This is a genomic window from Variovorax ureilyticus (assembly GCF_037889935.1).
Taxonomy (GTDB): Bacteria; Pseudomonadota; Gammaproteobacteria; order Burkholderiales; family Burkholderiaceae_C; genus Variovorax; species Variovorax ureilyticus.
The window spans coordinates 283500-307618 of sequence record NZ_JBBKZU010000003.1 but is presented as its reverse complement, the minus strand read 5'-3'; the positions used below and the strand labels follow the sequence as shown (position 1 = coordinate 307618).

Annotated in this window: 26 protein-coding genes and 3 tRNA genes; 9 read left to right on the top strand and 20 right to left on the bottom strand. The window is 66.6% G+C overall.

The features are described 5' to 3' along the window. Positions 1-11: 11 nt before the first annotated feature. On the top strand, positions 12-1280 hold the full coding sequence (locus WKW77_RS08870; protein ID WP_340356489.1) for a c-type cytochrome: 1269 nt from the start codon (positions 12-14) through the stop codon (positions 1278-1280). Between the two features lie 15 nt (positions 1281-1295). On the opposite strand, the gene WKW77_RS08865 is transcribed toward WKW77_RS08870, so the two are convergent. After that, a complete protein-coding gene (locus WKW77_RS08865; protein ID WP_340356488.1) occupies positions 1296-2270 on the bottom strand; it encodes a cupin in 975 nt (324 codons plus the stop codon). A 165-nt stretch (positions 2271-2435) separates the two neighbouring features. Between WKW77_RS08865 and WKW77_RS08860 the strand changes: the two genes are divergently transcribed. Then, positions 2436-4679 carry a heavy metal translocating P-type ATPase gene (locus tag WKW77_RS08860; protein WP_340356487.1) on the top strand — a complete coding sequence of 748 codons (2244 nt, stop codon included), beginning with the start codon at positions 2436-2438 and terminating at the stop codon, positions 4677-4679. Beyond that, positions 4676-5074, top strand: coding sequence for a Cu(I)-responsive transcriptional regulator (cueR, locus tag WKW77_RS08855; protein ID WP_340356486.1), 399 nt, complete (start codon positions 4676-4678; stop codon positions 5072-5074). Before WKW77_RS08860 ends, cueR begins: the two co-directional genes overlap by 4 nt. Positions 5075-5102: 28 nt before the next feature. Here cueR and WKW77_RS08850 read toward each other — a convergent pair whose 3' ends face one another. From WKW77_RS08850 to WKW77_RS08835, 4 genes are all read right to left on the bottom strand, one after another. Continuing rightward, positions 5103-5579, bottom strand: a complete 477-nt coding sequence (locus tag WKW77_RS08850) for a pilin (RefSeq protein WP_340356485.1) — start codon at positions 5577-5579, stop codon at positions 5103-5105. 137 nt (positions 5580-5716) lie between these two features. Then, the gene (locus WKW77_RS08845; protein ID WP_340356484.1) at positions 5717-6310 is read right to left on the bottom strand and encodes a HEAT repeat domain-containing protein; all 594 of its coding nucleotides are present in this window, start codon (positions 6308-6310) and stop codon (positions 5717-5719) included. 165 nt (positions 6311-6475) lie between these two features. Then, on the bottom strand, positions 6476-7045 hold the full coding sequence (locus WKW77_RS08840; protein WP_340356483.1) for a DedA family protein: 570 nt from the start codon (positions 7043-7045) through the stop codon (positions 6476-6478). Between the two features lie 43 nt (positions 7046-7088). Beyond that, a complete protein-coding gene (locus tag WKW77_RS08835) occupies positions 7089-7436 on the bottom strand; it encodes a GlpM family protein (protein ID WP_340356482.1) in 348 nt (115 codons plus the stop codon). A 109-nt stretch (positions 7437-7545) separates the two neighbouring features. Here WKW77_RS08835 and WKW77_RS08830 point away from each other — a divergent pair, with 109 nt between their 5' ends. Both WKW77_RS08830 and WKW77_RS08825 read left to right on the top strand, forming a co-directional pair. Further along, a complete protein-coding gene (locus tag WKW77_RS08830) occupies positions 7546-7902 on the top strand; it encodes a hypothetical protein (RefSeq protein WP_340356481.1) in 357 nt (118 codons plus the stop codon). An 85-nt stretch (positions 7903-7987) separates the two neighbouring features. Further along, the gene (locus WKW77_RS08825; RefSeq protein WP_340356480.1) at positions 7988-8362 is read left to right on the top strand and encodes a VOC family protein; all 375 of its coding nucleotides are present in this window, start codon (positions 7988-7990) and stop codon (positions 8360-8362) included. Positions 8363-8379: 17 nt separating this feature from the next. Here WKW77_RS08825 and WKW77_RS08820 read toward each other — a convergent pair whose 3' ends face one another. After that, a complete protein-coding gene (locus WKW77_RS08820) occupies positions 8380-8844 on the bottom strand; it encodes an EVE domain-containing protein (RefSeq protein WP_340356479.1) in 465 nt (154 codons plus the stop codon). Beyond that, positions 8841-10586: an IlvD/Edd family dehydratase gene (locus WKW77_RS08815; RefSeq protein ID WP_340356478.1), complete on the bottom strand. Its 1746-nt coding sequence runs from the start codon at positions 10584-10586 to the stop codon at positions 8841-8843. Before WKW77_RS08815 ends, WKW77_RS08820 begins: the two co-directional genes overlap by 4 nt. 111 nt (positions 10587-10697) lie before the next feature. Here WKW77_RS08815 and WKW77_RS08810 point away from each other — a divergent pair, with 111 nt between their 5' ends. Further along, complete coding sequence (locus WKW77_RS08810; protein WP_340356477.1) at positions 10698-11105, top strand: hypothetical protein; 408 nt, start codon at positions 10698-10700, stop codon at positions 11103-11105. A 118-nt stretch (positions 11106-11223) separates the two neighbouring features. Beyond that, complete coding sequence (locus tag WKW77_RS08805) at positions 11224-11610, top strand: DUF3597 domain-containing protein (RefSeq protein WP_340356476.1); 387 nt, start codon at positions 11224-11226, stop codon at positions 11608-11610. On the opposite strand, the gene WKW77_RS08800 is transcribed toward WKW77_RS08805, so the two are convergent. Both WKW77_RS08800 and WKW77_RS08795 read right to left on the bottom strand, forming a co-directional pair. After that, positions 11600-12592, bottom strand: coding sequence for an AraC family transcriptional regulator (locus tag WKW77_RS08800; RefSeq protein ID WP_340356475.1), 993 nt, complete (start codon positions 12590-12592; stop codon positions 11600-11602). The two genes, WKW77_RS08805 and WKW77_RS08800, sit on opposite strands and share 11 nt — an antisense overlap. Positions 12593-12600: 8 nt before the next feature. Further along, complete coding sequence (locus WKW77_RS08795; protein WP_340356474.1) at positions 12601-13134, bottom strand: OsmC family protein; 534 nt, start codon at positions 13132-13134, stop codon at positions 12601-12603. Positions 13135-13411: 277 nt separating this feature from the next. Between WKW77_RS08795 and WKW77_RS08790 the strand changes: the two genes are divergently transcribed. Beyond that, positions 13412-14224 carry a class I SAM-dependent methyltransferase gene (locus WKW77_RS08790; protein WP_340356473.1) on the top strand — a complete coding sequence of 271 codons (813 nt, stop codon included), beginning with the start codon at positions 13412-13414 and terminating at the stop codon, positions 14222-14224. A 45-nt stretch (positions 14225-14269) separates the two neighbouring features. On the opposite strand, the gene WKW77_RS08785 is transcribed toward WKW77_RS08790, so the two are convergent. The 11 genes from WKW77_RS08785 to folC form a co-directional block, all read right to left on the bottom strand. Continuing rightward, positions 14270-15973, bottom strand: coding sequence for a M30 family zinc metallopeptidase (locus WKW77_RS08785; protein WP_340356472.1), 1704 nt, complete (start codon positions 15971-15973; stop codon positions 14270-14272). A 116-nt stretch (positions 15974-16089) separates the two neighbouring features. Next, positions 16090-16386 (bottom strand): hypothetical protein, encoded by a 297-nt coding sequence (locus WKW77_RS08780; protein ID WP_340356471.1) that lies wholly within the window; start codon positions 16384-16386, stop codon positions 16090-16092. A 15-nt stretch (positions 16387-16401) separates the two neighbouring features. Further along, positions 16402-16478: transfer RNA gene (locus tag WKW77_RS08775), tRNA-Asp, on the bottom strand. 59 nt (positions 16479-16537) lie between these two features. Beyond that, a tRNA-Glu gene (locus WKW77_RS08770) sits at positions 16538-16613 on the bottom strand. A gap of 36 nt (positions 16614-16649) precedes the next feature. Then, positions 16650-16725, bottom strand: a tRNA-Ala gene (locus WKW77_RS08765). Between the two features lie 51 nt (positions 16726-16776). Continuing rightward, the gene (gltX, locus tag WKW77_RS08760; protein WP_340356470.1) at positions 16777-18165 is read right to left on the bottom strand and encodes a glutamate--tRNA ligase; all 1389 of its coding nucleotides are present in this window, start codon (positions 18163-18165) and stop codon (positions 16777-16779) included. Then, positions 18162-19376, bottom strand: a complete 1215-nt coding sequence (locus WKW77_RS08755) for an O-succinylhomoserine sulfhydrylase (RefSeq protein WP_340356469.1) — start codon at positions 19374-19376, stop codon at positions 18162-18164. Before WKW77_RS08755 ends, gltX begins: the two co-directional genes overlap by 4 nt. A gap of 8 nt (positions 19377-19384) precedes the next feature. After that, a complete protein-coding gene (purF, locus tag WKW77_RS08750; protein ID WP_340356468.1) occupies positions 19385-20884 on the bottom strand; it encodes an amidophosphoribosyltransferase in 1500 nt (499 codons plus the stop codon). 12 nt (positions 20885-20896) lie between these two features. Then, on the bottom strand, positions 20897-21382 hold the full coding sequence (locus tag WKW77_RS08745) for a CvpA family protein (RefSeq protein ID WP_340356467.1): 486 nt from the start codon (positions 21380-21382) through the stop codon (positions 20897-20899). Positions 21383-21398: 16 nt separating this feature from the next. Beyond that, a complete protein-coding gene (locus tag WKW77_RS08740) occupies positions 21399-22277 on the bottom strand; it encodes an SPOR domain-containing protein (protein ID WP_340356466.1) in 879 nt (292 codons plus the stop codon). 62 nt (positions 22278-22339) lie between these two features. Beyond that, on the bottom strand, positions 22340-23647 hold the full coding sequence (gene folC / locus WKW77_RS08735; RefSeq protein ID WP_422823166.1) for a bifunctional tetrahydrofolate synthase/dihydrofolate synthase: 1308 nt from the start codon (positions 23645-23647) through the stop codon (positions 22340-22342). Positions 23648-23681: 34 nt separating this feature from the next. Here folC and WKW77_RS08730 point away from each other — a divergent pair, with 34 nt between their 5' ends. After that, positions 23682-24044: an ArsC family reductase gene (locus WKW77_RS08730; RefSeq protein WP_340356464.1), complete on the top strand. Its 363-nt coding sequence runs from the start codon at positions 23682-23684 to the stop codon at positions 24042-24044. Positions 24045-24119: the final 75 nt, after the last annotated feature.

Genomic DNA, 24119 nt, shown 5'->3' with positions numbered 1-24119 from the left:
CACGCACCGCCATGCGACGTCTTCTCTATGTCCTGATCTTCCTGGCGACGCTGGGCATCCTTGCCGCCTTCGCCATCGTCGGACTCAACCTGCGCGGCGAGACCAAGCTGCCGGACCCGCCGACTGCCTTCAATTCCACAGCCCAGCTCGTCGAGCGCGGGCGCTATCTCGCGCTGGCCGGGAACTGCGCCGGCTGTCACTCCGCACTGGGCGCCGCCCCCTATGCCGGCGGCGTCGGCATCGAGACGCCGTTCGGCACGGTCTTCGCGAGCAACCTCACGCCCGACCCCGCCGCCGGCATCGGGCGCTGGAATTCCGACCACTTCTGGCGCGCACTGCACAACGGGCGGTCGAAGGACGGTCGCCTGCTCTATCCCGCCTTTCCCTACCCGAACTTCACCCGCGTGACGCGCGAGGATTCGGACGCGATCTTCGCGTACCTGCGCACGGTGCCGCCCTCGCCGGAGCCGAACCGGCCGCACGAGCTGCGCTTTCCGTACGACACCCAGGCCGCCCTCGCGGTGTGGCGCGCTCTCTCGTTCACGGCAGGCACCTTCGATTCGAATCCCGACAAGTCGACAGAGTGGAATCGCGGCGCCTACCTCGTCGACGGCCTTGGCCACTGCATCGCATGCCACGGCACGCGCAACGTGCTCGGCGCCACGCAGGAAAAGCTCGGCCTCTCGGGAGGACTCATCGCGGTGCAGAACTGGTATGCGCCGTCGCTCACCTCGAACCGCGAGGCCGGCGTGGCCGAATGGGCACCGCACGACGTGGTCGAACTGCTCAAGAACGGGCGCTCGGAACGCGGCTCCGTGATGGGGCCGATGGCAGACGTCGTGTATGGCAGCACGCAGCATCTGACGGAGGCGGACCTGCTCGCGATGGCCAGCTACCTCAAGGAGCTGCCGAGCACCTCGACCGCGGTGGCCTCGACGACTTCGCCCAAGCGCGAGGCCCGCGTGATGGAGCACGGCCAGCGCATCTTCGACCAGCGCTGCGCCTACTGCCATGGCGACCAAGGCCAGGGCGCGGTCGGCGCCTATCCGCCGCTGGCCGGCAATCGCGCGGTGCTGATGAATTCGCCCGTCAACCTGATCCAGATCGTGCGCCACGGCGGGTTCCTGCCGACCACAGCGGGTAACCCGCGCCCCTACGGCATGCCGCCGTTCCGCATCGTGCTCGACGACACCGACGTGGCCGCCGTGCTCACCTACGTCCGTGGGTCATGGGGCAACGACGCGCCGCCGGTGACGGCGCGCGACATGCTGCGCCAGTGAGGCGCGCGCGATCGCTCAGAAGGAGCCGGGCGGCGCCTTGTAGCGGCCCATTCCCTTGTGCAGGATCGGCCGCAGGACGCGCGCCAGCGACGAGCGCGCGATGCCGGTCAACTTGCCGATCGGCGCCTTGACCGCATCCACCGCCGCCGACTCCCCCGGCCCCGCGGGCGACAGGCCGCACTTGCGCAGCAGCCGGTTGATCTGGTGGATCTGCGCCGCGCGGCGGGTCACGGGCGTGTAGAAATTGACGCCGATCGAGATCGCCACACGGTCGCCGGCCGCGGCCCATTCGGGATCGGACCGGGTCATGTGTGGCGAGGTGCTCGGGAAATAGACCCCGTCTCCCGCGCGCACGTCGAACTCGTGGCTGCGGGCGCGGTACTCGTCCTTGAGCCTTACCCTGCGCAGCGAATGCGCGACGATGAAGTCCTCCACCGCGTCGATCGGCACCACCGTGCGGTCGGTGTGGTCCCACACATTGAGCACCTTGCGGCCGTGCAGCATCAGCCAGAAGTTGTTCTCGCGATCGATATGGAATGGCGTCACCGACGGCGGCGCCGAAATGAAGATGAAGCCGGTCACCTGGAACATCTCGCCCTGCTCGCGCTCGATGACGTCGCGCACGTTGCCGAGGATGTGGTCAAGCAGTTCCTTGTAGCGCGGGATGACCTCGACGTCGTACAGCGCGATCCACGAGCCGGGCTCCTCGATGCGGCGGAAGACGTCTTCGATGCTGCGCCCGTCCGGTGGAACGCTGTCATGGGCGAAGGCCGACGACTGCGTGATGCCCGGGCGGACGAAACGACATTGCTTCAGCGGCGAGAGTTCCTTCGCGAGCGCTTCCAGTTCGGGCAACTGGAACAGCGGATGGCGGTGGTAGTCGTGATGAAGCCGGCCCACCTTGCCCGTCGAAAAGCCGGCCGGATCGTCCACCCACATCCGGCAGTCAGAACTCGTGGACGACATCCTGTCCATATGGCTGGCGCCCATGCATTGCTCCTTCTGGAATCGGGAAAGCATACTTTATGTAACACAAAAATACAAAAGGCCGATCGAAGTAGTACGGTAGTACGAAAGGTCGGCATTTCTGGTCAATTGGCAGGCACTTGACCCTCCCATGATGGAAAGGTTGAAACTGCGTCCCATATGGTCAACATGAATTCCAGCCTGACGCTTTCTCCCCCGTCGACTCCCGGTTTCCAGGAATGGTCGCTCCCCATCGAAGGCATGACCTGCGCGTCCTGCGTCGCCCGGGTCGAACGGTCGCTGGCGAGTGTTCCCGGCGTGACCGAGGCGAGCGTCAACCTCGCCACCGAGGCAGCCACCGTCCGCACCGATGGCTCCGTTGTGCGCGACACCCTCCGCGCTGCGGTTGAAAAAGCGGGCTACGGCCTCGGCGAGGAAGCACCGGACGGGGCCACCGACGCCTCGGCATCGCAAGGCGCGACTGGCAAGGCGCGCGGCCGAAACGACGCATGGCCGGTGATCGCGGCCGCCCTGCTCTCCGTTCCGCTGGTGCTGCCGATGTTCGGGCTGCTCTTGGGCGAGGACTGGATGCCGGGCGGCTGGCTGCAACTCGCGCTGGCCACGCCGGTGCAGTTCTGGCTGGGCGCGCGCTTCTACCGCTCGGGCTGGAAGGCGCTCAAGGCGCGCGCCGGAAACATGGACCTGCTCGTGGCGCTTGGCACGTCGGCCGCCTACGGACTCAGCGTCTACCTTCTTTTCACCCATGGCGACCATGGCATGCCGCACCTGTATTTCGAGGCCTCGGCGGTCGTCATCACGCTGGTGCTGCTCGGCAAGTGGCTCGAAACGCGGGCCAAGCGGCAGACCACCGAAGCCATCCGCGCGCTGAACGCACTGCGCCCCGAACGCGCGCGCGTGCGGCGCCAGGGCGTCGAGCAGGAACTACCGCTCGCGCGCGTCCGCCTCGACGACCTCGTCGTCATCCGCCCCGGCGAGCGGGTGCCGGTGGACGCGGTGGTGGTCGAAGGCGCAAGCGAAGTCGACGAATCCCTCATCACCGGCGAAAGCCTGCCCGTGGGCAAGCAGGCCGGGAACGCGGTGACCGGCGGCTCGGTCAACGGCCAGGGCCTGCTCGTGGTGCGCACCACCGCCGTGGGTGCGGAATCCGCGCTCGCCCGCATCGTTCGGCTGGTCGAATCCGCACAGGCGAAGAAGGCGCCGATCCAGCGCCTGGTCGACCAAGTCAGCAACGTCTTCGTGCCGGTCGTCATCGGCATCGCGGCGCTCACCCTCCTCGGCTGGGGCATCGCCACCGGCAACTGGGAAGCGGCGATCCTGAACGCGGTCGCGGTGCTCGTCATCGCCTGCCCGTGTGCATTGGGGCTCGCCACGCCCACCGCTATCATGGCCGGCACCGGTGTCGCCGCGCGGCACGGCGTGCTCATCAAGGACGCCGAGGCGCTCGAGGTGGCGCACAGCATCAAGGTCGTCGCATTCGACAAGACCGGCACGCTGACCGAAGGCAAGCCGGTGCTCGTCGCCTGCGAGCCGGTCGACGAGAACGACCAGAGGGCGCTTCTGCGTGCGAGCGCGGCGATCCAGTGGGGCAGCGAACACCCGCTCGCGCGCGCAGTGCTCGACGCAGCAAAGCGCGACGGCATCGACATCCCCGAGGCAGGCACCGTCCGCGCAGTCGCCGGGCGCGGCATGTCGGCGGTCGTCGAAGGCCGCCAGCTCCGGCTCGGCAGTACGCGCTTCATGCGCGAGCTCGCGGTGCCGCTCGGCAAGCTCGATGCGCGAGCGCTCCAGTTGCAGTCGGAAGGCCGCACCGTCTCGTGGCTGGCGGAGGTGACGGATCACCCCGTGCTGCTGGGCCTGCTGGCCTTCGGCGACACGCCGAAGGCCAGCGCGGCAGCGGCCATCCAGCAGCTTCAGGCGCAAGGCATCCGAACCGCGCTCGTTTCGGGTGACAACCGCGGCAGCGCCGAAGCCGTGGCCCGCGATCTGAAGATCGACACCGTACGCGCCGAAGTGCTACCCGAAGACAAGGCCGCCATCGTCGCCGAACTCAAGCGCGACGGGGAACGCGTCGCGATGGTCGGCGATGGCATCAACGACGCGCCGGCGCTCGCGGCGGCCGACGTCGGCATCGCGATGAGCACCGGCACCGACGTCGCGATGCATGCAGCCGGCATCACGCTGATGCGCGGCGACCCGGCTCTGGTGAGCGATGCGATCGACATTTCGCGCCGCACCTACGCGAAGATCCGCCAGAACCTCTTCTGGGCCTTTGCCTATAACGTGATCGGCATACCGCTCGCGGCCCTGGGCCTGCTGAGCCCGGTGATTGCCGGCGCGGCCATGGCCTTCAGCAGTGTGAGCGTAGTGAGCAATGCGCTGCTGCTGCGCCGCTGGAAAGGAATTGCGCGATGAACGGCCCCTTCAACATCGGCGAGGCTGCCGCGCGTTCGGGCGTCTCGGCCAAGATGGTCCGGCACTACGAATCGCTCGGCCTCGTGCCCGGCGTGGCGCGCACCGACGCGGGCTACCGTCAATACACCGAAAGCAATGTGCACACCCTGCGTTTCATCCGCCGGGCACGCGATCTCGGCTTCAGCATGGCCGAGATCGCGGAGCTTCTGAAGCTCTGGCAGAACAAGCAGCGAGCGAGTGCGGACGTGAAGCGAATCGCACTTGCACATGCCCAGGATCTGCATCGGCGCATCGAGGAAATGGAGGCGATGAAGCGCACCCTGGAGCGGCTCGCGGATTGCTGCCATGGGGATCATCGACCGGACTGCCCGATTCTCGACGGGTTGGCCGAATAGGAAGCGAGCGAGGAAGGAGCGCCCCGGGTCAGATCGGGGAACCGGAATCGCCGCAGGTCTTTGGGCGGATCGAGGTGTCGACATCTGTTTCGCACTTCCACCTCGATGAATTCTTGCCGTAGTCCAAAGTGAACTTCATCTTCCTGTTGCTGAGCTTCGAGTTCACTCGGGAGGACTGAAACGCCACTTCGACCGTGCAGCCGGTGGCGACGGCGCCCGCAGTCGTGACCGACGCAACGTATTTGCCGGCGATGTCGGCGGCCTTGTCGATATTCCCGACGCCTCCCGACGCGTTGGCCGGGCACTGCCCCTCCTGCATGAAGCTCATCTCGACTTCGCCCTTGACGCCGTCTGCGATGGTGAAAGCTTCGACCAATTGCGCCTTGGCGGTGTAGTCGTGGTAGGTGGGCACTGCCACCGTCGCGAGGATCCCGATGATCGCCACGACGATCATCAGTTCGATCAGCGTGAAGCCCTTCTGAGCCGGGCGATTGGCACTTTTCATTTCGTTTCCTCCTTGTGGCCTTTTTGATGGCGCAGTGCTTCGGCGCCCGGGCACTGCGGGAGGTCACTCTAGGAATGGCGCCAGGCTGGATCTACGAGAATCGTCCGAATCCACCGCTGCGCATGGCAGGGCCGGACTTACGGGCAGCGCGCCGAAATCCATTGCGCCCACTTCGCCGCCGAGACCGCGCGTGCGGCATCGTCGCGGCCGTCGGGGTCGTAGGCGCCGAGCGCTTGCCAGAGCGTCTCCCAGCCGCCCGCCTCGGGCATGGCGCAGACCAGTGTCCGAACCACCAGGAACGCACGGTGTCGCGTGACAGGATGCGGCGCATCGAGCAGCGGCGCGACCGCCGGCAGCACGTCGCGGCCGCGCGCGATCAGCACATAGGTCGCGATGGTGTGCGGCGAGTGCAGCACATCGGGATAGTCGTCGATGGTGCGCACCAGCGCGTCGAGCGACCGCCAGTCGCCGATCGCCGCCAGCGCCTGCGCCGCGCGGCCGCGCACCAGCGGCTCGGCGTCGGAGAGCGCGTCGGCCAAGGCATCGGCTGCAATCGGATCGCCAGTTTCAGCAAGACCCTGCGCCGATTTCTCGCGCACGTCGGCATCCGCGCTCGCCAGTCCACGAAGGAAGACCGGCGTCGATGCGCGGCCCGCCACCACCAGTGCCTCGTACGCACTCGCACGGTCGGCAGGGTTCACCGCGTCGAGTCCACCGAGTTCCGCGGTCATCGCAGCACCTTCGCGCTTCGCACGTTCCGCGACGCCACGCCGGGACGACTCAGCCCACTGGATTGCCGTGTGTTCGCGTGTCTCATGGCGCATCTCCCGGTGAGTGCCATTGTGCGGCGAGAGGCGTCGCCTGCTGTTGCCAATCGTCGCCTCGGGCCGGCCCCTCTAGCGCGGCGTCGCCCTGGACCGCCGCCACCGCCGGACCAGGGCAATCGCGAGCGCGATGCCGACGATCAGCACCGTGCCGATCAGCTCGATGCGTTCCACGTCACCGAGCAACACATCGAGCGCGGAGCCGAACAGGAATCCGACCGAGGCGATCAGCGGCGCCCACAAGATCGCACCGAGGAGATTGAAAGCGACGAAGCGGCGCGGTGGCATGCGCATGGCGCCGATCGCGATCGGCCCCGCGATGCGCAATCCGTAGACGAAGCGCACCCCCATGACCACCAGCCCGTCATAGCGCTTCAGCGAGGCGGCGACGCGCTCCGCGCGCTGCGCCAGCGAGGGCAGTCGCGCCAGAAGCATCGTCCCCTTATAGCGGCCGATCCAGTAGAAGAGCTGGTCGCCCAATGTCGCGCCGATCACCGCGACCGCGAGGGTCACCGGCACGGAGAGATGACCCTGATGGCAGGCGAATCCTGCGAGGACGAGGATGGTCTCGCCCTCCAGCAGGCAGCCGATGAAGACGGCCAGATAGCCGTAGTCGGCGAGCAGTTGAAGTATGAACGGCATGCGAACGCACTCCTCCATGTCGCGCGCATTGTGCGCCCTGCGCTCAACCGAGGCCGGAAGTCCAGTGAGACCAGATGCCCAGCAGCAGCGCCGCCCCCACGCACCAGGCCACCGTCGCCGCGACCAGCGTCACCGGCAGCGAGGTCTTCACGCTGAGCCAATACACCACCGCGAGATAGATCGCATAGGGCGCCAGCGACAGGAGCCCGAAAAGAGCGGTGGTGCGCAGGTCGGCCGCCGACCGCTCGGTGCCCACGATGTAGTGCGCGATCAGTGCAAAGGTGGGAAAGAGCGGCACGAGGCCCGCAACATAGAAGTTCTTCGTCTTCGACAGCAGCGCGATGAGAAGCACCGCAACGGCACCGAGGATGCACTTGAAAAGCAGCGACACGGGATGTAAGACAAAAGGCGGGGTGGAGCGCCGATCTTACGTGCTACCCCCGGGCGAGGGATGCAAGTCGTCCGTCCGGCGCCTATGCTGATCTCCAAGAGGAAAAGCGGTGAAGCAGACGGAAAAGGGGTACGCCATGAAACTCGTTCGGGCTCTTTCCCTTTCGATGGCCGCTCTGGCCGGAGTGGCGGCCCCACCCGCACTTGCGGACCCGCAGCGCGCCCAGGTGGCCGAATTGAAAACGGTCTACCTCACGTGCGAGCAGGCAGCGGCCCGCACGATCCTGGACATGGCGGCCGCCGCCTTCTGCTCGCGCTATGCGGAAGAACTGCTCCGGCGTGGTTTCGCCGGAGATTTCAACCAGCTGCTGGCGTGGTGGCGGGAAGCCAAGGAGGACGCAGTCGCCCTCGAAGGCGACAAGTCCGAGTCCGCCGACGAGCAGAGCGCGACGGCAACCACCCACTGACACAGGGTGCATCGGGGGACCTCCGCGCGCGGGCCGCTGCGCGGCGCAAGAATGGCTGTCGTTCGAACGTTGCGAAGGGAACGCCATGCTGCAGCAGTCTCCGCTCTACGCCTACATCCCGGCCAGGGACCTTGCCCGCGCCCGGCAGTTCTACGAAGGAAAGCTCGGCTTCAAGCCGAAGGCCGAGATCGCGGGCGGCGTGCACTACGACTTCGGCGGCGGCACCGGCGCGTTCCTGTACCCGACGCCGAACGCAGGCAGCTCGCAGGCCAGCCAGGCCTTCTGGCAGGTCGCGGACATTCGCAAGGAAGTGGCCGAGTTGAAGGCGCGCGGCGTGGTGTTCGAGAACTACGACATGCCCGGCAGGGATGCCGATGGCATCGTGACCGCCGGCGGGGCAATGGCCGCATGGTTCAAGGACAGCGAGGGCAACATCATGGCGGTGATCCAGAGCGCCTGAGGCCGCGTGCGGCCACATCAGGCCAGCAGTTCCTCGGTGATCAGCCGCCAGTGCTTTTCGTCGACCGGCGTGATCGACAACCGGTTGCCCTTGCGCAGCACGATCATGTCGGCCAGCGCGGGATGGGCCCGCATCTCCGGCAGCGACAGCAGCTTCGTCTTGCGCAGCGCCTGCACGTCCACCAGGATCCAGCGCGGCGACTCGGGCTTGGAATCCGGGTCGTAGTACGGCGACTTCGGATCGAACTGCGTCGGGTCGGGCTTGGGCCCCGAGACGATGCGCGCGATACCGACGATGCCGGGCTGCGGGCAGCTGGAGTGATAGAACAGCACGCCGTCGCCGACCTTCATGACTTCCTTCATGTACTTGCGAGCCTGGAAACCGCGCACGCCGGTCCACCCCACCGTCGAATCGGGCGCGGCGATCGCGTCGTCGATCGAGACGTCGTCGGGTTCGGATTTCATGAGCCAGTACTGCGTCATGGTTGGGTTCCTGTCTTCCTGGTTGCGCGAAGGAAATCGAAGTCGGCTCCCTGATCCGCCTGCGTGACCGCATCGAGGAAGAGTTTGCGATAGCCGCGCTCGGCGGTCGGCGGGGTGATGGGCGATTCGCCCGCGCGGCGTGCGAGTTCTTCGTCGGTCACGAGCAGCGAGAGTTCGCGGTTCGCGACGCTCAGGCGGATGCGGTCGCCGCTTCGCACATAGGCCAGCGGGCCGCCCACCGCCGATTCGGGCGTGACGTGCAGCACGATGGTGCCGAAGGCGGTGCCGCTCATGCGTCCGTCGGAAATGCGCACGATGTCTTTCACGCCCGCACGCGCGAGCTTGCGCGGGATCGGCATGTAGCCCGCCTCCGGCATGCCAGGCGCGCCCTTGGGGCCGATGTTCTTGAGCACGAGGATGTCGTCCTGCGTCACGTCGAGTTCGTCGCTGTCGATGCGGCGCGCGAGGTCCTCGAGGTTCTCGAACACCACCGCCCTGCCCTCGTGCTCCATGAGCGCCGCATCCGCGGCCGACTGCTTGATGATCGCGCCGCCCGGCGCGAGATTGCCGCGCAGCACCGCGATGCCGCCCTGCGGATAGATCGGCTTCGCAACGCTGCGCACCACGTCCTGCCTGAAGCCGGGGCCGGCGCGCTCGATCTCCTCGCCGAGCGTGCGGCCGGTGACGGTGAGCGCATCGAGCCGCAGCAGCGGCTTGAGTTCACGCAGCAGCGTCGCCATGCCACCGGCCGCGTGGAAGTCCTCCATGTAGTGCTGGCCCGAGGGCTTGAGATCGAGCAGCACCGGCGTCTCGCGGCCCATGCGATCGAGCGTGGCGAGGTCGATGTCCAGGCCCACGCGGCCCGCGATCGCCGCGAGATGCACGATGCCATTGGTCGAGCCGCCGATGGCCAGCAGCACGCGCATCGCGTTCTCGAAGGCGGCGGGCGTGAGCACCTTGTCGATGGTGAGCCGATCGCGCGCGATCTGCACCGCCTGCGCGCCGGTCTGCTCGGCGATGCGGATGCGGTCTGCCGTGACCGCCGGCGGCGAGGCCCCGCCGGGCACCGTCATGCCCATCGCTTCCGCGAGGCAGGCCATGGTGCTCGCGGTGCCCATCACCGAGCAGGTGCCGACGCTGGCCACCAGTTCGTTGTTGACCTCGGCGGTCTCGACAGCGTCGATCTCCTCGGCGCGAAAGCGAGCCCAGTAGCGGCGGCAGTCGGTGCAGGCGCCGACGCGCTCGCCGCGATGGCTGCCGGTGAGCATCGAGCCGGTGATGAGCTGGATCGCCGGCAACCCCGCCGATGCCGCGCCCATGAGCTGCGCGGGCACGGTCTTGTCGCAGCCGCCGATGAGCACCACCGCGTCCATCGGCTGCGCGCGGATCATCTCCTCGGTATCCATCGACATCAGGTTGCGCAGGTACATGCTGGTCGGCGCGGCGAAGCTCTCGTGGATCGAGATCGTCGGAAACGCCATCGGCAGCCCGCCCGCGAGCATCACGCCGCGCTTGACCGCCTCGATGAGCTGCGGCGCATTGCCGTGGCACGGGTTGTAGGCGCTGCCGGTGTCTGCGATGCCGACGACAGGACGATCGAGCGCCGAATCGGTGAAGCCCGCGCCCTTGATGAACGCCTTGCGCAAGAAGAGCGAAAAGCCCTGGTCGCCGTAACTGGTCAATCCCTTGCGCATGCCGCCGCTGTCGGCCGTGTCGTCGAGATCGAATGGAGAACTGGACATGAGATGCCTTCGGAATTCGGGGAATCGTCGGAAGGAGGTTTGTACGCGATCCGTGCGCTCCTGCACACCGCTAAGCTGTCGGCCCATGTGCATCACACGGGGAAGCCGAAAATGAATCGACAGCCCATGCGCGGACGGATGCGGGCCGCGGCCAGCCTCCTGATGGCGGTCCTCGCGACCAGCCTTCATGCGCAGCAGCCCGTGCGCTGGCGCGGCGACTTCGTCTACTTTGCCGACTCGGCGATCTTCACCGACTGCACGACCGGCCAGCGCTGGCCCGTGGCACAGGCCGGCGACTATCTCGCGTTGGAGGAGGCGTACCTGCGCTGGCAGGGCGCGCCCAAGGCTCCGCTGCTCGCGAACTTCGACGGGCGCATCGAGGTGCGCGAACCGATGGAAGGCCCGCCACGCGAGCACATGGTGGTCGACCGGTTCGTCTCGGTGCAGCCGGGCACCTCCTGCGAATGGCTCGCGACGCCCGGTGGCAAGCCCGCCCCACCGGCACGCGGACCGATGTAACAAAGTCTCTTCCGATCGCCCATCGTGGCGAAATGCACAAGTCTCCGGGTTCTTGTGACACACGCCGATCGCAGAATCCGCCTTTCCATCAGCCCTCCAACACGCAGCGGAGTCATTCATGAGCATCTTCAGCAGCATCCTCGCCAAGATCTTCCCGTCGGCCAACGCCGCCACGGCAGAGCAGCCCGCACCGGCCCCCACGGACGCAGCCGCCTCAACCAGCGCGCCCGCGGCGCCGCCGGCCGCGATCACGGTGGTCGACGTCGAAGCCTTGCTCGACGGCATGCCCGGCGCCAGCAGCCTCAACTGGCGCACGTCCATCGTCGACCTGATGAAGCTGCTCGGCCTGGACAGCAGCCTCGCCGCGCGCAAGCAGCTCGCCTTCGAACTGAGCTACGGCGAGGACACGAGCGACTCGGCCAAGATGAACATCTGGCTGCACCGCCAGGTGATGACCCGGCTCGCGGCCAACGGCGGCAAGGTCCCGGCCGAGCTCATTGCCTGATCAGCGCACCGCGCTCCTGAGAGCGCAGCGCCTGTGTGCGCCGCCAAGCCGCCGGCGGCGCACCGAACTCGCGCCGGAATGCCCGGCTGAACGCGGTGTCCGTTTGATATCCCACATCCTCGGCGATGCTCGCGAGCGGTGCGTTGCTGCGGGTCAGCAGATTGGCCGCCAGCAGCATGCGCCACTGCGTGAGGTACTGCATCGGCGAGTTGCCCACCAGATGCTGGAAGCGCTCTGCCAGCACGGAGCGTGAACTCCCAGCTTCGCGAGCCAGCTCATCGAGCGTCCACGCATGCGCGGGCTGCTTGTGCATCGAATGCAGCGCCGCGCCGACGATGCGGTCGCCCACGCCGGCGAGCCATCCGGTGCGGCCCTCGCCCTGCTCGTTCATGTACAGGCGCAGCACTTCGATGAACAGCACTTCGGCGAGCTTGGCGAGCACGCCCGCCCCGCCCGGCCGAGGCGAGCGCGCCTCCCCCAATGCATAGCGCACCGACGCTTCGAGCCACGCGCCGGCGTTCGATCCGCGCACGTTCACGCGCACGAGCGGTGGCAGGCCGGCGAGCAGCATGCCCGCCAACCGCGCGTCACAGGCCAGATAGCCGCACACCAGCCGCGTCGTCGGCCCGCCGCCTCCATAGGCCAGTTGGCGCGGACGGCGCGCGAGCACGCGGTCGAGCTGCTCGCCCGCCGCAGGCACCAGGCCGGGCTCGGAGGTCATGCGGTGCGCATGGCCCTGCGGAAAGATGACTGCATCGCCCGCGATGAGGCGCACCGGTTCGTCATCGCCGCCCATCTCGACGTGGCACTCCCCCTCGGTGATGAGGTGAAAGATCACCAGCCGCTCGGCGCCGGGCTCCAGGAGCGGCGCGACCGCGTCCGCGCGCGGCGACTGGTAGCACCATGGCGCAGTGAAGCGCGCGTTGATGAAGATGGCCCCGACGAGGCGCACCACGCGGAGCGTTTCAGACAGCGCGTCCATGGCCGGAATCAGCCACTGGCGATGTCGATGCGCAGGCCGATCGGCACCGCGTCGCGCACGGCGCGTGCCATCGGCGAGCATTCGCAACTTTGCTCGACCAGCGTGCGAAGCCGCTCGTCGGAAGCACCGCGCGCAGCGATGCGCACGTGCATCTGCACGTCGCGCGGCGTCGCGGGCACCGGCGAGCCGTCGGACTCGTGCATGCCCAGCAGACCGCGCAGGTCGGAGCGGCTGCTCGTCACCACTTCGAGCAATGTGAGCTCGATGTCCTGCGCCGTGGCGGCCATCGCGATGCGCGTGGCCGTGCACGATGCCATCCCCGCGCGCAGCAGCCAGCCCGGCGTGACACGGTCTCCGGTGCCGCCGAGTTCGGTGGCCATGTCCGTCTGCACCTGCGTGCCGTTGGCGTGGCTCGCGATCACGCGCAAGCCTTTTGCCCAGCGCGCGGTGGCCGGCGCATCGTCGTGAAGACCCATCTCGGGGTGGCGCTGCAAGGCCGATTCGGCACGGTGCCACGCTGCTGCAATGCTGTCCGCTGCCATGGTTGCCTCCATGTGAGGGACTCGGAACCTGAAGATTCTGAGCGCGATGACGCAGCGCGAACAGCAGCGGGAAGAGCTATGCCGCATGGCCGGATGAGGGGTCATGAAACCCGGACCATCGGCCGGTTCCCATGGCTGTGTCGGCGGAGATGCGGACGATCGGGCAGACACGGGCGACGCGCGGGCAGGACGGATCGGGGCGCAAGGCCCACAGTGCATGCACGGCCGCAGGGCCGTTCACGACATCCAGTTCGCAGTCCACAAGGAGCCTCTTTCCATGAATGCACCGATCGACTTCAACGCCTTGAAAACACGCCAGCAGGCAGCCTGGGCCAGCGGCGACTACGCCGTGATCGGCACCACGCTGCAACTCGTCGGCGAAATGCTGGCCGAGGCCTGCGACCTGCGCTGGGACGAGCGTGTGCTCGACGTCGCGGCCGGCAACGGCAACGCGACGCTGGCCGCCGCGCGGCGCGGCTGCCGCGTGACCTCGACCGACTATGTCGCAGCACTGCTCGACCGCGGCGCCGAGCGTGCACGCGCCGAACGGCTGAAGGTGGAGTTCAAGACCGCCGACGTCGAGGCATTGCCCTTCGACGAAGCGAGCTTCGATGCGGTGATCTCGACCTTCGGCGTGATGTTCGCGCCCGACCACGCGAAGTCCGCCGCCGAGATGATGCGCGTGTGCCGGCCCGGTGGTCGCATCGGCATGGCCAACTGGTCGCCCGAGGGCTTCATCGGCCAGATGTTCAAGACGCTGGGCCGCCATGTGCCGCCGCCTGCCGGTGTGCAGCCGCCGCCGAAGTGGGGCGTGGAATCGCATCTGCAATCGCTCTTCGGCGACAAGGCCGAGTCGATCTCGGTGACCCGGCGGATGTTCAATTTCAGGTATCGCTCGGCCGCGCATTTCGTCGAGGTGTTTCGCACTTGGTACGGCCCGGTGCACAAGGCTTTTGCCGCGTTGCCGGTTGACGGTGCGCAGGCCCTCGAAAACGATCTGACAGCGCTGCTGGAGGACATGAACCGCGCCGGACCCCACTCCCTGGTGGTGCCGAGCGAGTACCTCGAAGTGGTCGTCACGAAGCGCTAGACGAAAGCCGGGGCTCCCGCGGAGCCCGGGCCTCGACCGGCTCGATCAGTTGATGATCACGGACAGCGTGGTGCCCGGCGGAACGCGCACCGCTTCGCTGTAGGTCCCCGCGACGTTCGACCGGATCACCGGGAAGCTCGCGAGCGCCTGCAGCAGCGATGGCGCGGCCTGCGGCAGCTTGCGGTTGCCGCTGCCGAGGCTCGCGGGATCGATGGCTGGCAGATTGAAGACGTCTTCGATGCGCGCCGGCATGCTGTATTCGGCGATGCCGGCCCCCAGCGGAATCAGCCCCGCCGATGCCGCCGCGAAGCGGCGCAGCTCCTGGCCGACGCTCGAATCGGGTCGCCGCGACTTGATCGCCTTGTCGAGGATCTCGGTCGAGTCCTTCGCGCCGCTGCTCGCCAGCAGTGCCTTGTAGAAGTCGAGCCCGAGCTGGCGGTTGAGGAAGCCGCCGAACGAGCCCGTGACCGCGTAGCTCTCGCAGGTGGCGCCCATCGGCGTCCACTCGGTGAGGCCGCAGTTGTAGCTGCCGGCGCCGTTGTAACTCAGGTAGTACGGGTAGCGCGAATCGCGGATCGCGTTGTGGCTCGGGTCGATGTTGAAGCTCGCCCAGTCCTCCATCATCAGCGCCGACATCTCCTCGAGCCAGGTGTCGTAGGTGTAGTCCGAACCCATCTTCACGCCGCGCCGGTAGAAGTTCTGCATGTGCATGCCTTCGTGCGCCATGACGGTGGCGATCTGCTTCACGCCGTTTTCGCCATCGAGATAGAGCGACTCGGAATCGAGATACAGGCTCAGCGATTCGTTGCTGTAGGCGAGGTCGCCGCTCCCGGTCTTGAAATTGTTCAATCCCCAGAAGTAGCCCACGAGGCCATAAGGCTGGTGGTCGGGCTTGAAGTTCACGATGAAGATGTCCAGCGGCTGGCCGCTGCCGGCGATCAGCTGGCTCATGCCGTGCTCGCCCCAAAGCGGTCCGCCGACGCGGACCAGCATGTCATAGATGCCGCCCTGCGTGGCGAACTTGTCGAGCATCCGCGCCGCGAGTGCGCTCGACACGCGGGCCGCGTCGAGTTCGCCTGTTTGGACCCACACGTTGACGAGCGTGCCGTCGCCGGTGGTCCGCTGGGCGGCGAGTTGCACCGTGCGCTGCGTGTGGTCATACAGGAAGATGCTGCGCTGATCGGCGACGGCATAGGCGGCCGACGGCGCCATCGATTTCATGACGCCCGGCGACGCCTTCGACGCGGGGTCGAGCAGCTTGCCGAAACCGGATCGGTTGAATTCGCGGATCGCGCCCTTGGCAGCATCGTCTTCGTCGATCGGTTGCTGCACCGACGCCTTGTTGATGGTCGTTGCGATTTCAGAACTCGATCGCACCACGAGTCCCGGAAGCGCTTCAGCCGTGGTGCTCTCGTTGGTGAACACCAGCGTCACCGTCTGTCCGTTGAGGCCCGAGATGGAGAGCGGCATATCGACCGGGACGGACGAACCGTTGGCCGCCTGCCAGACGCCGGTGCCCGAACCTGCGTACGTGCTGTCGTTGATCGCCGCGCAGTTGACGCAGGACGCCTTGACCGCGTTGCTGCCGTCCGACTTCACGTCGCCCGAACTCGTCGCTGTCGTCCCCGAGGGAATGTAGCCGCCTCCCCCACCACCTCCACCGCCGCCACAAGCGGACAGCGACAGGGCCAGCATCAATGCGGCGGTTGTTTCAAAGACCGATTCTGTTCGCGATTTGCTGCGTTTCACTTCTTCCTGGCTCCACGATGCACGGCACGTGAAACCGAAAGCGTTCGCGCACCGCTACCGCTTATCGACAGGGAAGGATGAAAGTTGAGAGAAGAGCGACCCGGCAGCGCCTCTGGTCAGCGAAGGGTGCTGCACTCCCGCTCGAGGGCGGCCGAGCGTGAAAGCTGCTCGGTGAGGCGTTCGTTCAGATGCTTGCCACCGCGCCAGGCGATCAAGAGCCAACCCACCGCGATCGCGACAAGACTTGCGCCTCCCCAGACGACATGAACGAAACCCATCTGGAACCTCCTCGTTATGAGGGTGCGAGTCTGCCGGTGGGACGCGGCATCGCGCATCCTGCAAATTGAGGAGGTCAGCGGAACAATTTTGGGGGGCAGAAAAGGAAAAAGCCGTTGCAGGTCGGTGACTTGCAACGGCTTTCCGTTTTTTGGCGGAGTGGACGGGACTCGAACCCGCGACCCCCGGCGTGACAGGCCGGTATTCTAACCAACTGAACTACCACTCCGCGTCGGTGTGACTTTCGCTCTCACATCTTGCGATGCTTGAGCCAAGTGCCACAAAACTTGGCGACCCTACGGGGATTCGAACCCCGGTACTCACCGTGAAAGGGTGATGTCCTAGGCCTCTAGACGATAGGGTCAAAACCTGGACTGACTAACACTTCTCGACGCCCTGTTGGTGGAGGTAAGCGGGATCGAACCGCTGACCTCTTGCATGCCATGCAAGCGCTCTCCCAGCTGAGCTATACCCCCTTTTGAAGGTTTCCCCTACCGGGTGTCGAGCCTCAAATTATATACAGCTTTTTAGCCTTTCTTCAACCGCTCCAAAATTTTTTCGCGAGAGAAGAGTGAGAGCACTGCGTCGAGCGACGGAGTCTGGGGTGTTCCCATCACCAGAACCCGCACGGGCATCGCGAGAGCCGGCATTTTAAGGCCATGTGCAGCGAGCACTTCCTTGATGGCTGCGGCGATCGAAGGCTTGTCCCAGACGGCGGTGGCGAGCTTGTCCGCCAGCGTCGCGATCGCGGGCCGAACCGCATCGGTCAGGTGCTGCGCACGATCGGCTTCGCTCGCCGACACGTCCGCATAGAAGGCCGCAGCCCAGCCGGCGAGCGCAACGGTCGTCTCGCAACGATCCTTGAACAGGCCGCAGATCGCCGGCAGTCGTTCGTCGGCCCCGATGCCTCGCTTCTTCAACCGGTCCGCCACGAGCGGTGCCAAGGCCTCGTCGGCCATGGCCTTCAGATGTTGCGCATTCACCCAACGCAGCTTGGCCTCGTCGAACTGCGCCGCGCTGCGGCCCAGGTGATCGAGATCGAACCACTCGATGAACTGTGCGCGCGAGAAGATCTCGTCGTCGCCGTGGCTCCAGCCCAGGCGCGCGAGGTAGTTAACCATGGCATCGGGCAGGAAGCCTTCGTCGCGGAACTGCGTGACGGGCTTGGCGCCGTTGCGCTTGCTCATCTTCTCGCCCTGCTCGTTGAGCACGGTCGGAAGGTGCGCGTACACCGGCGGTTCCTTGCCCAGTGCGCGGAAGATGTTGATCTGGCGCGGCGTGTTGTTCACGTGGTCGTCGCCACGGATGACGTGCGTGATCGCCATGTCGATGTCGTCGACCACCACGCAGAAGTTGTAGGTGGGCGTGCCGTCCGGGCGCGCGATGACCAGATCGTCGAGCTCGTCGTTGCTGATCTCGATGCGGCCCTTGACCTTGTCGTCCCACGCGACCACGCCGCCCTGCGGATTGCGGAAGCGCAGCACGGGCTGCACGCCTTCGGGAATCTGCGGCAGCGTCTTGCCGGGTTCGGGGCGCCAGGTGCCGTCGTAGCGCGGCTTCTCTTTCGCGGCCATCTGCTTCTCGCGCAACGCATCGAGTTCCGCAACGCTCATGTAGCACGGGTACACCAGGCCGGCCGTCTGCATCTCCGCGAGGACTGCCTTGTAGCGGTCCATGCGCTGCATCTGGTAGTACGGGCCTTCATCGTGGTCGAGGCCGAGCCACTCCATGCCTTCGAGGATGACATCGACCGCCGCCTGCGTCGAACGCTCGAGGTCGGTATCTTCGATCCGCAGAATGAAATCGCCGCCGGTGGAGCGCGCGAACGCCCACGGATAGAGCGCGGAGCGGATGTTGCCGAGGTGGATGAAGCCGGTCGGCGAAGGGGCGAAACGGGTACGGGTCTTTTGCGTCATGCGAGGGTGCCGAGGCCGCGCAGCAAGTCGGCCTTGATGTCGTCGAGGTGATCCAGCCCGACCGCGACGCGGATCAGGCCCTGGCTGATGCCGGCCGCCTGTCGCTGCGCCTCGGTCAGGCGCCCGTGCGAAGTCGTGGCCGGATGTGTGATGGTCGTCTTGGTGTCGCCGAGGTTGGCGGTGATGCTCAGCACACGGGTGCTGTCGATTACCTGGAAGGCATTGGCACGCGCCACTTCGGGGGTATCGCCGAGCACGTCGAAGGACACGACCGCGCCGCCCATGCCGGACTGCTGCCGCATCGCAAGCTCATGCTGCGGATGAGATTTCAGCCCCGGGTAGTAGACGCGCGAAACGCCCGGCTGCGTTTCGAGCCATTGCGCGAGCGCGAGTGCGCCGGCGCAATGGGCCTGCATGCGGATGCCGAGCGTTTCGAGGCCCTTGAGCACGACCCACGCATTGAACGGCGAAAGCGCCATGCCCGCGGTCCGGACCACCGGGCCGAACACCTCGTTGATCAGCTTGGCCGAACCGCAGATCGCGCCGGCCAGCACACGGCCCTGCCCTTCGAGGTACTTGGTGCCCGAATGGATGACGAGGTCCGCGCCCAGTTCGGTGGGACGCTGCAGCGCCGGAGAGCAGAAGCAGTTGTCCACCGCGAGCAGCGCGCCGGCGTCATGCGCGAGATCGGCGAGCGCGCGGATGTCGCACACGTCGGTCAGCGGATTGGTCGGCGTTTCGGCGAAGAGCAGCTTGGTCGTTGGACGGATCGCGGCTTTCCATTCGGCGACGTCGGTCTGCGACACGAAGGTGGTCTCGACGCCGAACTTGCCGAACTCGCGGCCGATCAGGTTGAGCGTCGATCCGAACACGGAGCGCGAGCACACCACATGGTCGCCGGCCTTGAGCAGCCCCATGCACATCATGAGGATCGCGCCCATGCCGCTCGATGCGCCGATGGCCGCCTCGGTGCCTTCGAGCGCCGCGAGGCGTCTCTCGAAACTCGCGACGGTGGGATTTGACGTGCGGGTGTAGGTAAAGCCGTCTTCGGTGCCGGCGAAGCGTCGCGCCGAGGTCTCTGCGTCCGGCTGAACGAAACTGCTGGTGAGGAACAAGGCCTCGGAGTTCTCGCCGTACTGGCTGCGCTCGAGGGCCGTGCGCACGGCCAGCGTGTCGCGGTGCAAGCCCGGCGGAAGGGAGTGGTCTGTCACGTCGGCGCTCAGCTCAGGTTGGGCAGTGCGAGGCGCGAGGAATCCTCCTCGGTCTCCTCGATGCGCGGACGGTTGCCGTTCATGCGCGTGATCGCCTCGGTGTCGATGTCGCCGGTCACGTAGACGCCGTCGAAGCAGGAGGCGTCGAAGCCGTCGAGCTTGGGGTTGATCGAACCGATCGCGCGCTTCATCGCATCGACGTCCTGGTAGATCAAGGCATCGCAGCCGATCAGTTCGCGGATTTCCTCGATGGTGCGGTCGTGCGCCACCAGCTCGTCCTTGGTCGGCATGTCGATGCCGTAGACGTTCGGATAGCGCACCGGCGGTGCGGCGCTGGCGAGATAGACCTTGCGGGCGCCGGCGTCGCGCGCCATCTGGACGATCTCGCGGCTGGTGGTGCCGCGAACGATCGAGTCGTCGACCAGCAGCACATTGCGGCCCTTGAATTCGCTGCCGATCACGTTGAGCTTCTGGCGCACGGACTTCTTGCGCACGCCCTGCCCCGGCATGATGAAGGTGCGGCCGACATAGCGGTTCTTGACGAAACCTTCGCGGTATGGAATGCCCAGCAAATGCGCCAGTTGCGTCGCGCTCGGCCGGCTCGATTCGGGGATCGGGATGATGACGTCGATCTCGCTGGGCGGCACGGTCGAGACCACGCGCTTGGCCAGCGTCTCGCCGAGATTGAGGCGGGCCTGGTAGACCGAGATGCCGTCGAGCACCGAATCGGGCCGGGCCAGGTAGACGAATTCGAAGATGCAGGGGTTGAGCGTCGGCGAGTCCGCGCACTGCTCCGAGTGCACCTGCCCCTGCAGGTCCACGAAGACCGCTTCGCCCGGGGCGATGTTGCGTTCGAACACATGGCCGGAGCCTTCGAGCGCAACCGATTCGCTTGCCACCATCACTGTGCCGTCGGCACCGCGGCCGATCGCGAGCGGCCGGATGCCATAGGGATCGCGAAACGCAAGCAGGCCATGACCTGCGATCAGCGCCACCACGGCATACGAGCCGCGCAGCCGCTTGTGCACGTTGCGCACGGCTTCGAACAGCGTCGCCGAGGTGAACGCGCCGCCGCGCGTCGCGCGATCGATCTCGTGCGCCAGCACGTTGAGCAGCACTTCCGAATCGCTCTCGGTGTTGGTATGGCGGTGATCGGTGGAGAACAGCTCGGCACGCAGCGCGTGGGCGTTCGTGAGGTTGCCGTTGTGGACCAGCACGATGCCGAACGGCGCGTTCACGTAGAACGGCTGCGCTTCTTCCTCGCTGTAGGCATTGCCAGCGGTGGGATAGCGCACCTGCCCCAGGCCGATGTCACCGGGCAGCGCCCGCATGTTGCGCGTGCGGAACACGTCGCGAACCATGCCCTTGGCCTTGTGCATGAAGAACTTGCGCTGCTGCAAGGTGACGATGCCGGCGGCATCCTGGCCGCGATGCTGCAGGAGCAGCAGCGCGTCGTAGAGCAGCTGATTGACGGGAGCGTTGCTGACAACGCCGACGATTCCACACATGAAGCAATCCTCTCAGGGCAGGTAGCTTGCCAACTTTTCAGGCAAGGCAGGCTTCAGGCCCTGCAATGCCGCGTCGAGAACAATGGCGCTGCGCGATTCGTGCCACCAGGCACTGTCGCTCAACGCCAGCAAATGAACAACAACCGCCAGGGCGAGCAGCGCCAGCGCGCCGCGCGCCACGCCGAAGACGCCACCGAGAACGCGATCCACCGGACGCAACCCGATCGCGGTCACCAGCTTCCGAGTCACCGTCGCTACCAGCCCCACGCTGAAGGCGACAGCGACAAACACCAGGACGAATCCCGCCGCATAACGCCAGGTCGCTGCGGGCTCGCCGAACGGCAGCCACCGGCCCACGTCGTCCGCCAGCCATTGGGCGCACAGGAAGGCAGCGACCCATCCCGCCAGCAGCACGACTTCGAACACCAGTCCGCGCAGCAGCCCCAGCAACATCGACACCACGACAAGCACGACCGCGATCCAGTCGAGAAGAACCACGTCGCTTCGCCGCAGGCTACAAGCTGAGGACGGCCGCCGGCAAAGACAAGCCCTTGACCTTGCTCGCCGCCTTGTCCGCCTCGGCACGCGAGGCGAAAGGCCCGACGCGCACCCGCGTGCGCTCGCCGTCGGACGTCTTCGCGACATTCGTATAGGTCTTGAGGCCAGCCTTTTCAAGCTTCTGGCGCACCTCCCTGGCCTTGTCCGAATCGGCAAAGGCACCGACCTGCACGACGAAGCGACCGTTGTCTTCGGAAGCAGCGGCCGTCTTCGCAGCCGTCGCGGTGGCGGTGGCCGGCTTGCCGTCGAGCAATGCGCGAGCCCGGCTGCCGTCATCGGAAGGCGCCGGCTTGGGGGCGGCGGGCTTGGGTTCGGACTTCGGCTCCGACTTCGGCTCCGATCTGGCCTCGGTCTTCGGCTCCGGCTTCACCTTGGGTTCGGGCTTGGGCTCCGGCCTGGCTTCGGGCTTTGGTGCAGGCGCGGGCTCGGACTTGGCCGCGGCGGGCGGCGTCACGGCCGCCAGCTTCGAAGCAGGGATCTCGGTACCGTCCGCGGCCTCGGTGATCACGCCATCGTCCCCGGCCGGCACGGACGACGTGCTCGGCTTGGCGCCCGCGGCGGGCGCAGGTGCGGGGGTGGGCGGGACGACCAGCGGCTTGGCCTTGTTCCGGTCCGGGATCTCGATCGGAATGTCGACGGCGACCGGCCGAGGCTGTGTGTCGAACAGCAGGGGAAAGCCGACCACGCCGATGAGCACCAGCACGGCCGCGCCGAGCAGCCGGTGCCGCGCGCGCCGGCGCATGGCTTCAATGCTTTCCGCCGGCGGTGCGGCGACGGCGGAATTTCGCCCTTCGTTGCCCTGAGGACCGCGTTCGCGGAACTTGAAGAACGCCATGAAATTCGTTTTCCTGATGGAGTGCAGCGTGAAGTGGAAAGAGCGCCGGAAATCAGGCTGATTCAGGAACCGGAGGACAGGTGCCTGGCCCGCAGACGGGGGGTTCCGTGCTCGAGCACACCACCCACGGTGAAGAACGATCCGAAGACCACGATTCTATCAGTGGGGTCTGCCCGAACGATGGCCGCCTGCAGTGCCTCCATCGGGGAGTGATGCACGCTGCCTGCGACATCGGTGCGCTTGTTTTGCGCCTGCCAGCGGGCGAGCAGGTCGTCCGCCCCGGCAGCGCGCGGCGTCGGCAGATCGGTGAAATACCAGCGGTCGATCATCGGTCCGATGCGCGAGAGGATCGGGTCCAGATCCTTGTCGGCCATGACGCCGAACACACCGTGCGTCGTCGGATAGAAGCCCATCGCGTCGAGGTTCTCCGCCAGCGCCGCGACCGCGTGCGCGTTGTGCGCGACGTCCAGCACGAGCGCGGGCTCGCCCGGGATGATCTGGAAGCGCCCGGGCAGTTCCACCATCGCAAGGCCATTGCGCACCGCCTGCGCGGTGATCGGAAGACGCGGCCGCAGCGACTCGAGCGCAGCGAGCACGCCCGCGGCATTGACCAGCTGATTGGCGCCGCGAAGCGCCGGATAGGCGAGCCCGCTGTAGCGCCGGCCGCGGCCGCTCCAGCCCCACTGCTGCTTGTCGCCCGCCACGTTGAAGTCGCGCCCGACGAGCCAGAGATCGGCGCCGATGGCATTGGCATGCTCGATCACGCTCTGCGGCGGCACGGGGTCGCTCACGATCGCGGGACGGCCCGCTCGCAGGACGCCGGCCTTTTCGCGCCCGATGCTCTCGCGATCGGGGCCGAGGTATTCCATGTGATCGAGGTCGATGCTGGTGATCACCGCGCAATCGGCATCGACGATGTTCACCGCATCGAGCCGGCCGCCCAGGCCGACTTCCAGGATGGCCACATCGGGCTTGTTCGCGGCGATGCACAGCAGGATGGCCAGCGTCGTGAACTCGAAATAGGTCAGGGCGACTTCGCCGCGCATGCGCTCGACGGTTTCGAAATGCTTCGCGAGTTCGGCGCCGTCGACGGCCTCTCCGCGCAGGCGGAGTCGCTCCTCGAAACGGACCAGGTGCGGCGAGGTAAAGACGGCGGTGCGATAACCCGCATGCGTGAGGATCGACTCCAGCATCGCGCAGGTGGAACCCTTGCCATTGGTGCCGGCCACCGTGATCACGGGACATTCGAACGAAAGGCCGACCTTTTCGGCCACGGCGCGGACCCGGTCGAGGCCGAGTTCGATGTTCTTGGGATGCAGGTGCTCGGCGTGCGCGAGCCAGTCGGCAAGGGTTTTCATGGAGCCCTGAATTGTCGCCCAGGAGCACCGCGGGCATCATCGGGGGATGACGACTCTCTATGGCATCACCAATTGCGACACCGTGAAGCGCGCCCGCACCTGGCTCGACGCGCATGGCGTCGCGTACCGCTTCCATGACTTCAAGAAGGACGGCGTGCCCGAGGCCGAACTCGCTCGATGGCTGGAATCGCCGGGTTGGGAGGCGTTGGTCAATCGACGCGGAACCACGTGGCGCCGCCTCGACGACGCCACACGCGCGGCAGTCGTCGACGCGCCCTCGGCGCGAGCCGTTCTCCTGGCCCATCCCAGCCTCATCAAGCGACCCGTCGTTCAGTGGGGTTCCGGGCGGAACGTGACAACGGGATTCGACGCGGCTCAGTGGAAAAGCCACGTTGTGTCGCCCGTGTAAACAGTTGAACCCAGTCAGCCGAACGGCGTCCAATCTCGTTACGGAGGCCACGGAGGCCATTTCAGGAGTTTTTTT

Bases quoted from the DNA above. Each gene is read 5' to 3' on its own strand.
- WKW77_RS08870 (WP_340356489.1), top strand. From the start codon at position 12: ATGCGACGTCTTCTCTATGTCCTGATCTTCCTGGCGACGCTGGGCATC.
- WKW77_RS08865 (WP_340356488.1), bottom strand. From the start codon at position 2,270: ATGGGCGCCAGCCATATGGACAGGATGTCGTCCACGAGTTCTGACTGC.
- WKW77_RS08860 (WP_340356487.1), top strand. From the start codon at position 2,436: ATGAATTCCAGCCTGACGCTTTCTCCCCCGTCGACTCCCGGTTTCCAG.
- cueR (WP_340356486.1), top strand. From the start codon at position 4,676: ATGAACGGCCCCTTCAACATCGGCGAGGCTGCCGCGCGTTCGGGCGTC.
- WKW77_RS08850 (WP_340356485.1), bottom strand. From the start codon at position 5,579: ATGAAAAGTGCCAATCGCCCGGCTCAGAAGGGCTTCACGCTGATCGAA.
- WKW77_RS08845 (WP_340356484.1), bottom strand. From the start codon at position 6,310: ATGACCGCGGAACTCGGTGGACTCGACGCGGTGAACCCTGCCGACCGT.
- WKW77_RS08840 (WP_340356483.1), bottom strand. From the start codon at position 7,045: ATGCCGTTCATACTTCAACTGCTCGCCGACTACGGCTATCTGGCCGTC.
- WKW77_RS08825 (WP_340356480.1), top strand. From the start codon at position 7,988: ATGCTGCAGCAGTCTCCGCTCTACGCCTACATCCCGGCCAGGGACCTT.
- WKW77_RS08820 (WP_340356479.1), bottom strand. From the start codon at position 8,844: ATGACGCAGTACTGGCTCATGAAATCCGAACCCGACGACGTCTCGATC.
- WKW77_RS08815 (WP_340356478.1), bottom strand. From the start codon at position 10,586: ATGTCCAGTTCTCCATTCGATCTCGACGACACGGCCGACAGCGGCGGC.
- WKW77_RS08810 (WP_340356477.1), top strand. From the start codon at position 10,698: ATGAATCGACAGCCCATGCGCGGACGGATGCGGGCCGCGGCCAGCCTC.
- WKW77_RS08805 (WP_340356476.1), top strand. From the start codon at position 11,224: ATGAGCATCTTCAGCAGCATCCTCGCCAAGATCTTCCCGTCGGCCAAC.
- WKW77_RS08800 (WP_340356475.1), bottom strand. From the start codon at position 12,592: ATGGACGCGCTGTCTGAAACGCTCCGCGTGGTGCGCCTCGTCGGGGCC.
- WKW77_RS08795 (WP_340356474.1), bottom strand. From the start codon at position 13,134: ATGGCAGCGGACAGCATTGCAGCAGCGTGGCACCGTGCCGAATCGGCC.
- WKW77_RS08790 (WP_340356473.1), top strand. From the start codon at position 13,412: ATGAATGCACCGATCGACTTCAACGCCTTGAAAACACGCCAGCAGGCA.
- gltX (WP_340356470.1), bottom strand. From the start codon at position 18,165: ATGACGCAAAAGACCCGTACCCGTTTCGCCCCTTCGCCGACCGGCTTC.
- purF (WP_340356468.1), bottom strand. From the start codon at position 20,884: ATGTGTGGAATCGTCGGCGTTGTCAGCAACGCTCCCGTCAATCAGCTG.
- WKW77_RS08740 (WP_340356466.1), bottom strand. From the start codon at position 22,277: ATGGCGTTCTTCAAGTTCCGCGAACGCGGTCCTCAGGGCAACGAAGGG.
- WKW77_RS08730 (WP_340356464.1), top strand. From the start codon at position 23,682: ATGACGACTCTCTATGGCATCACCAATTGCGACACCGTGAAGCGCGCC.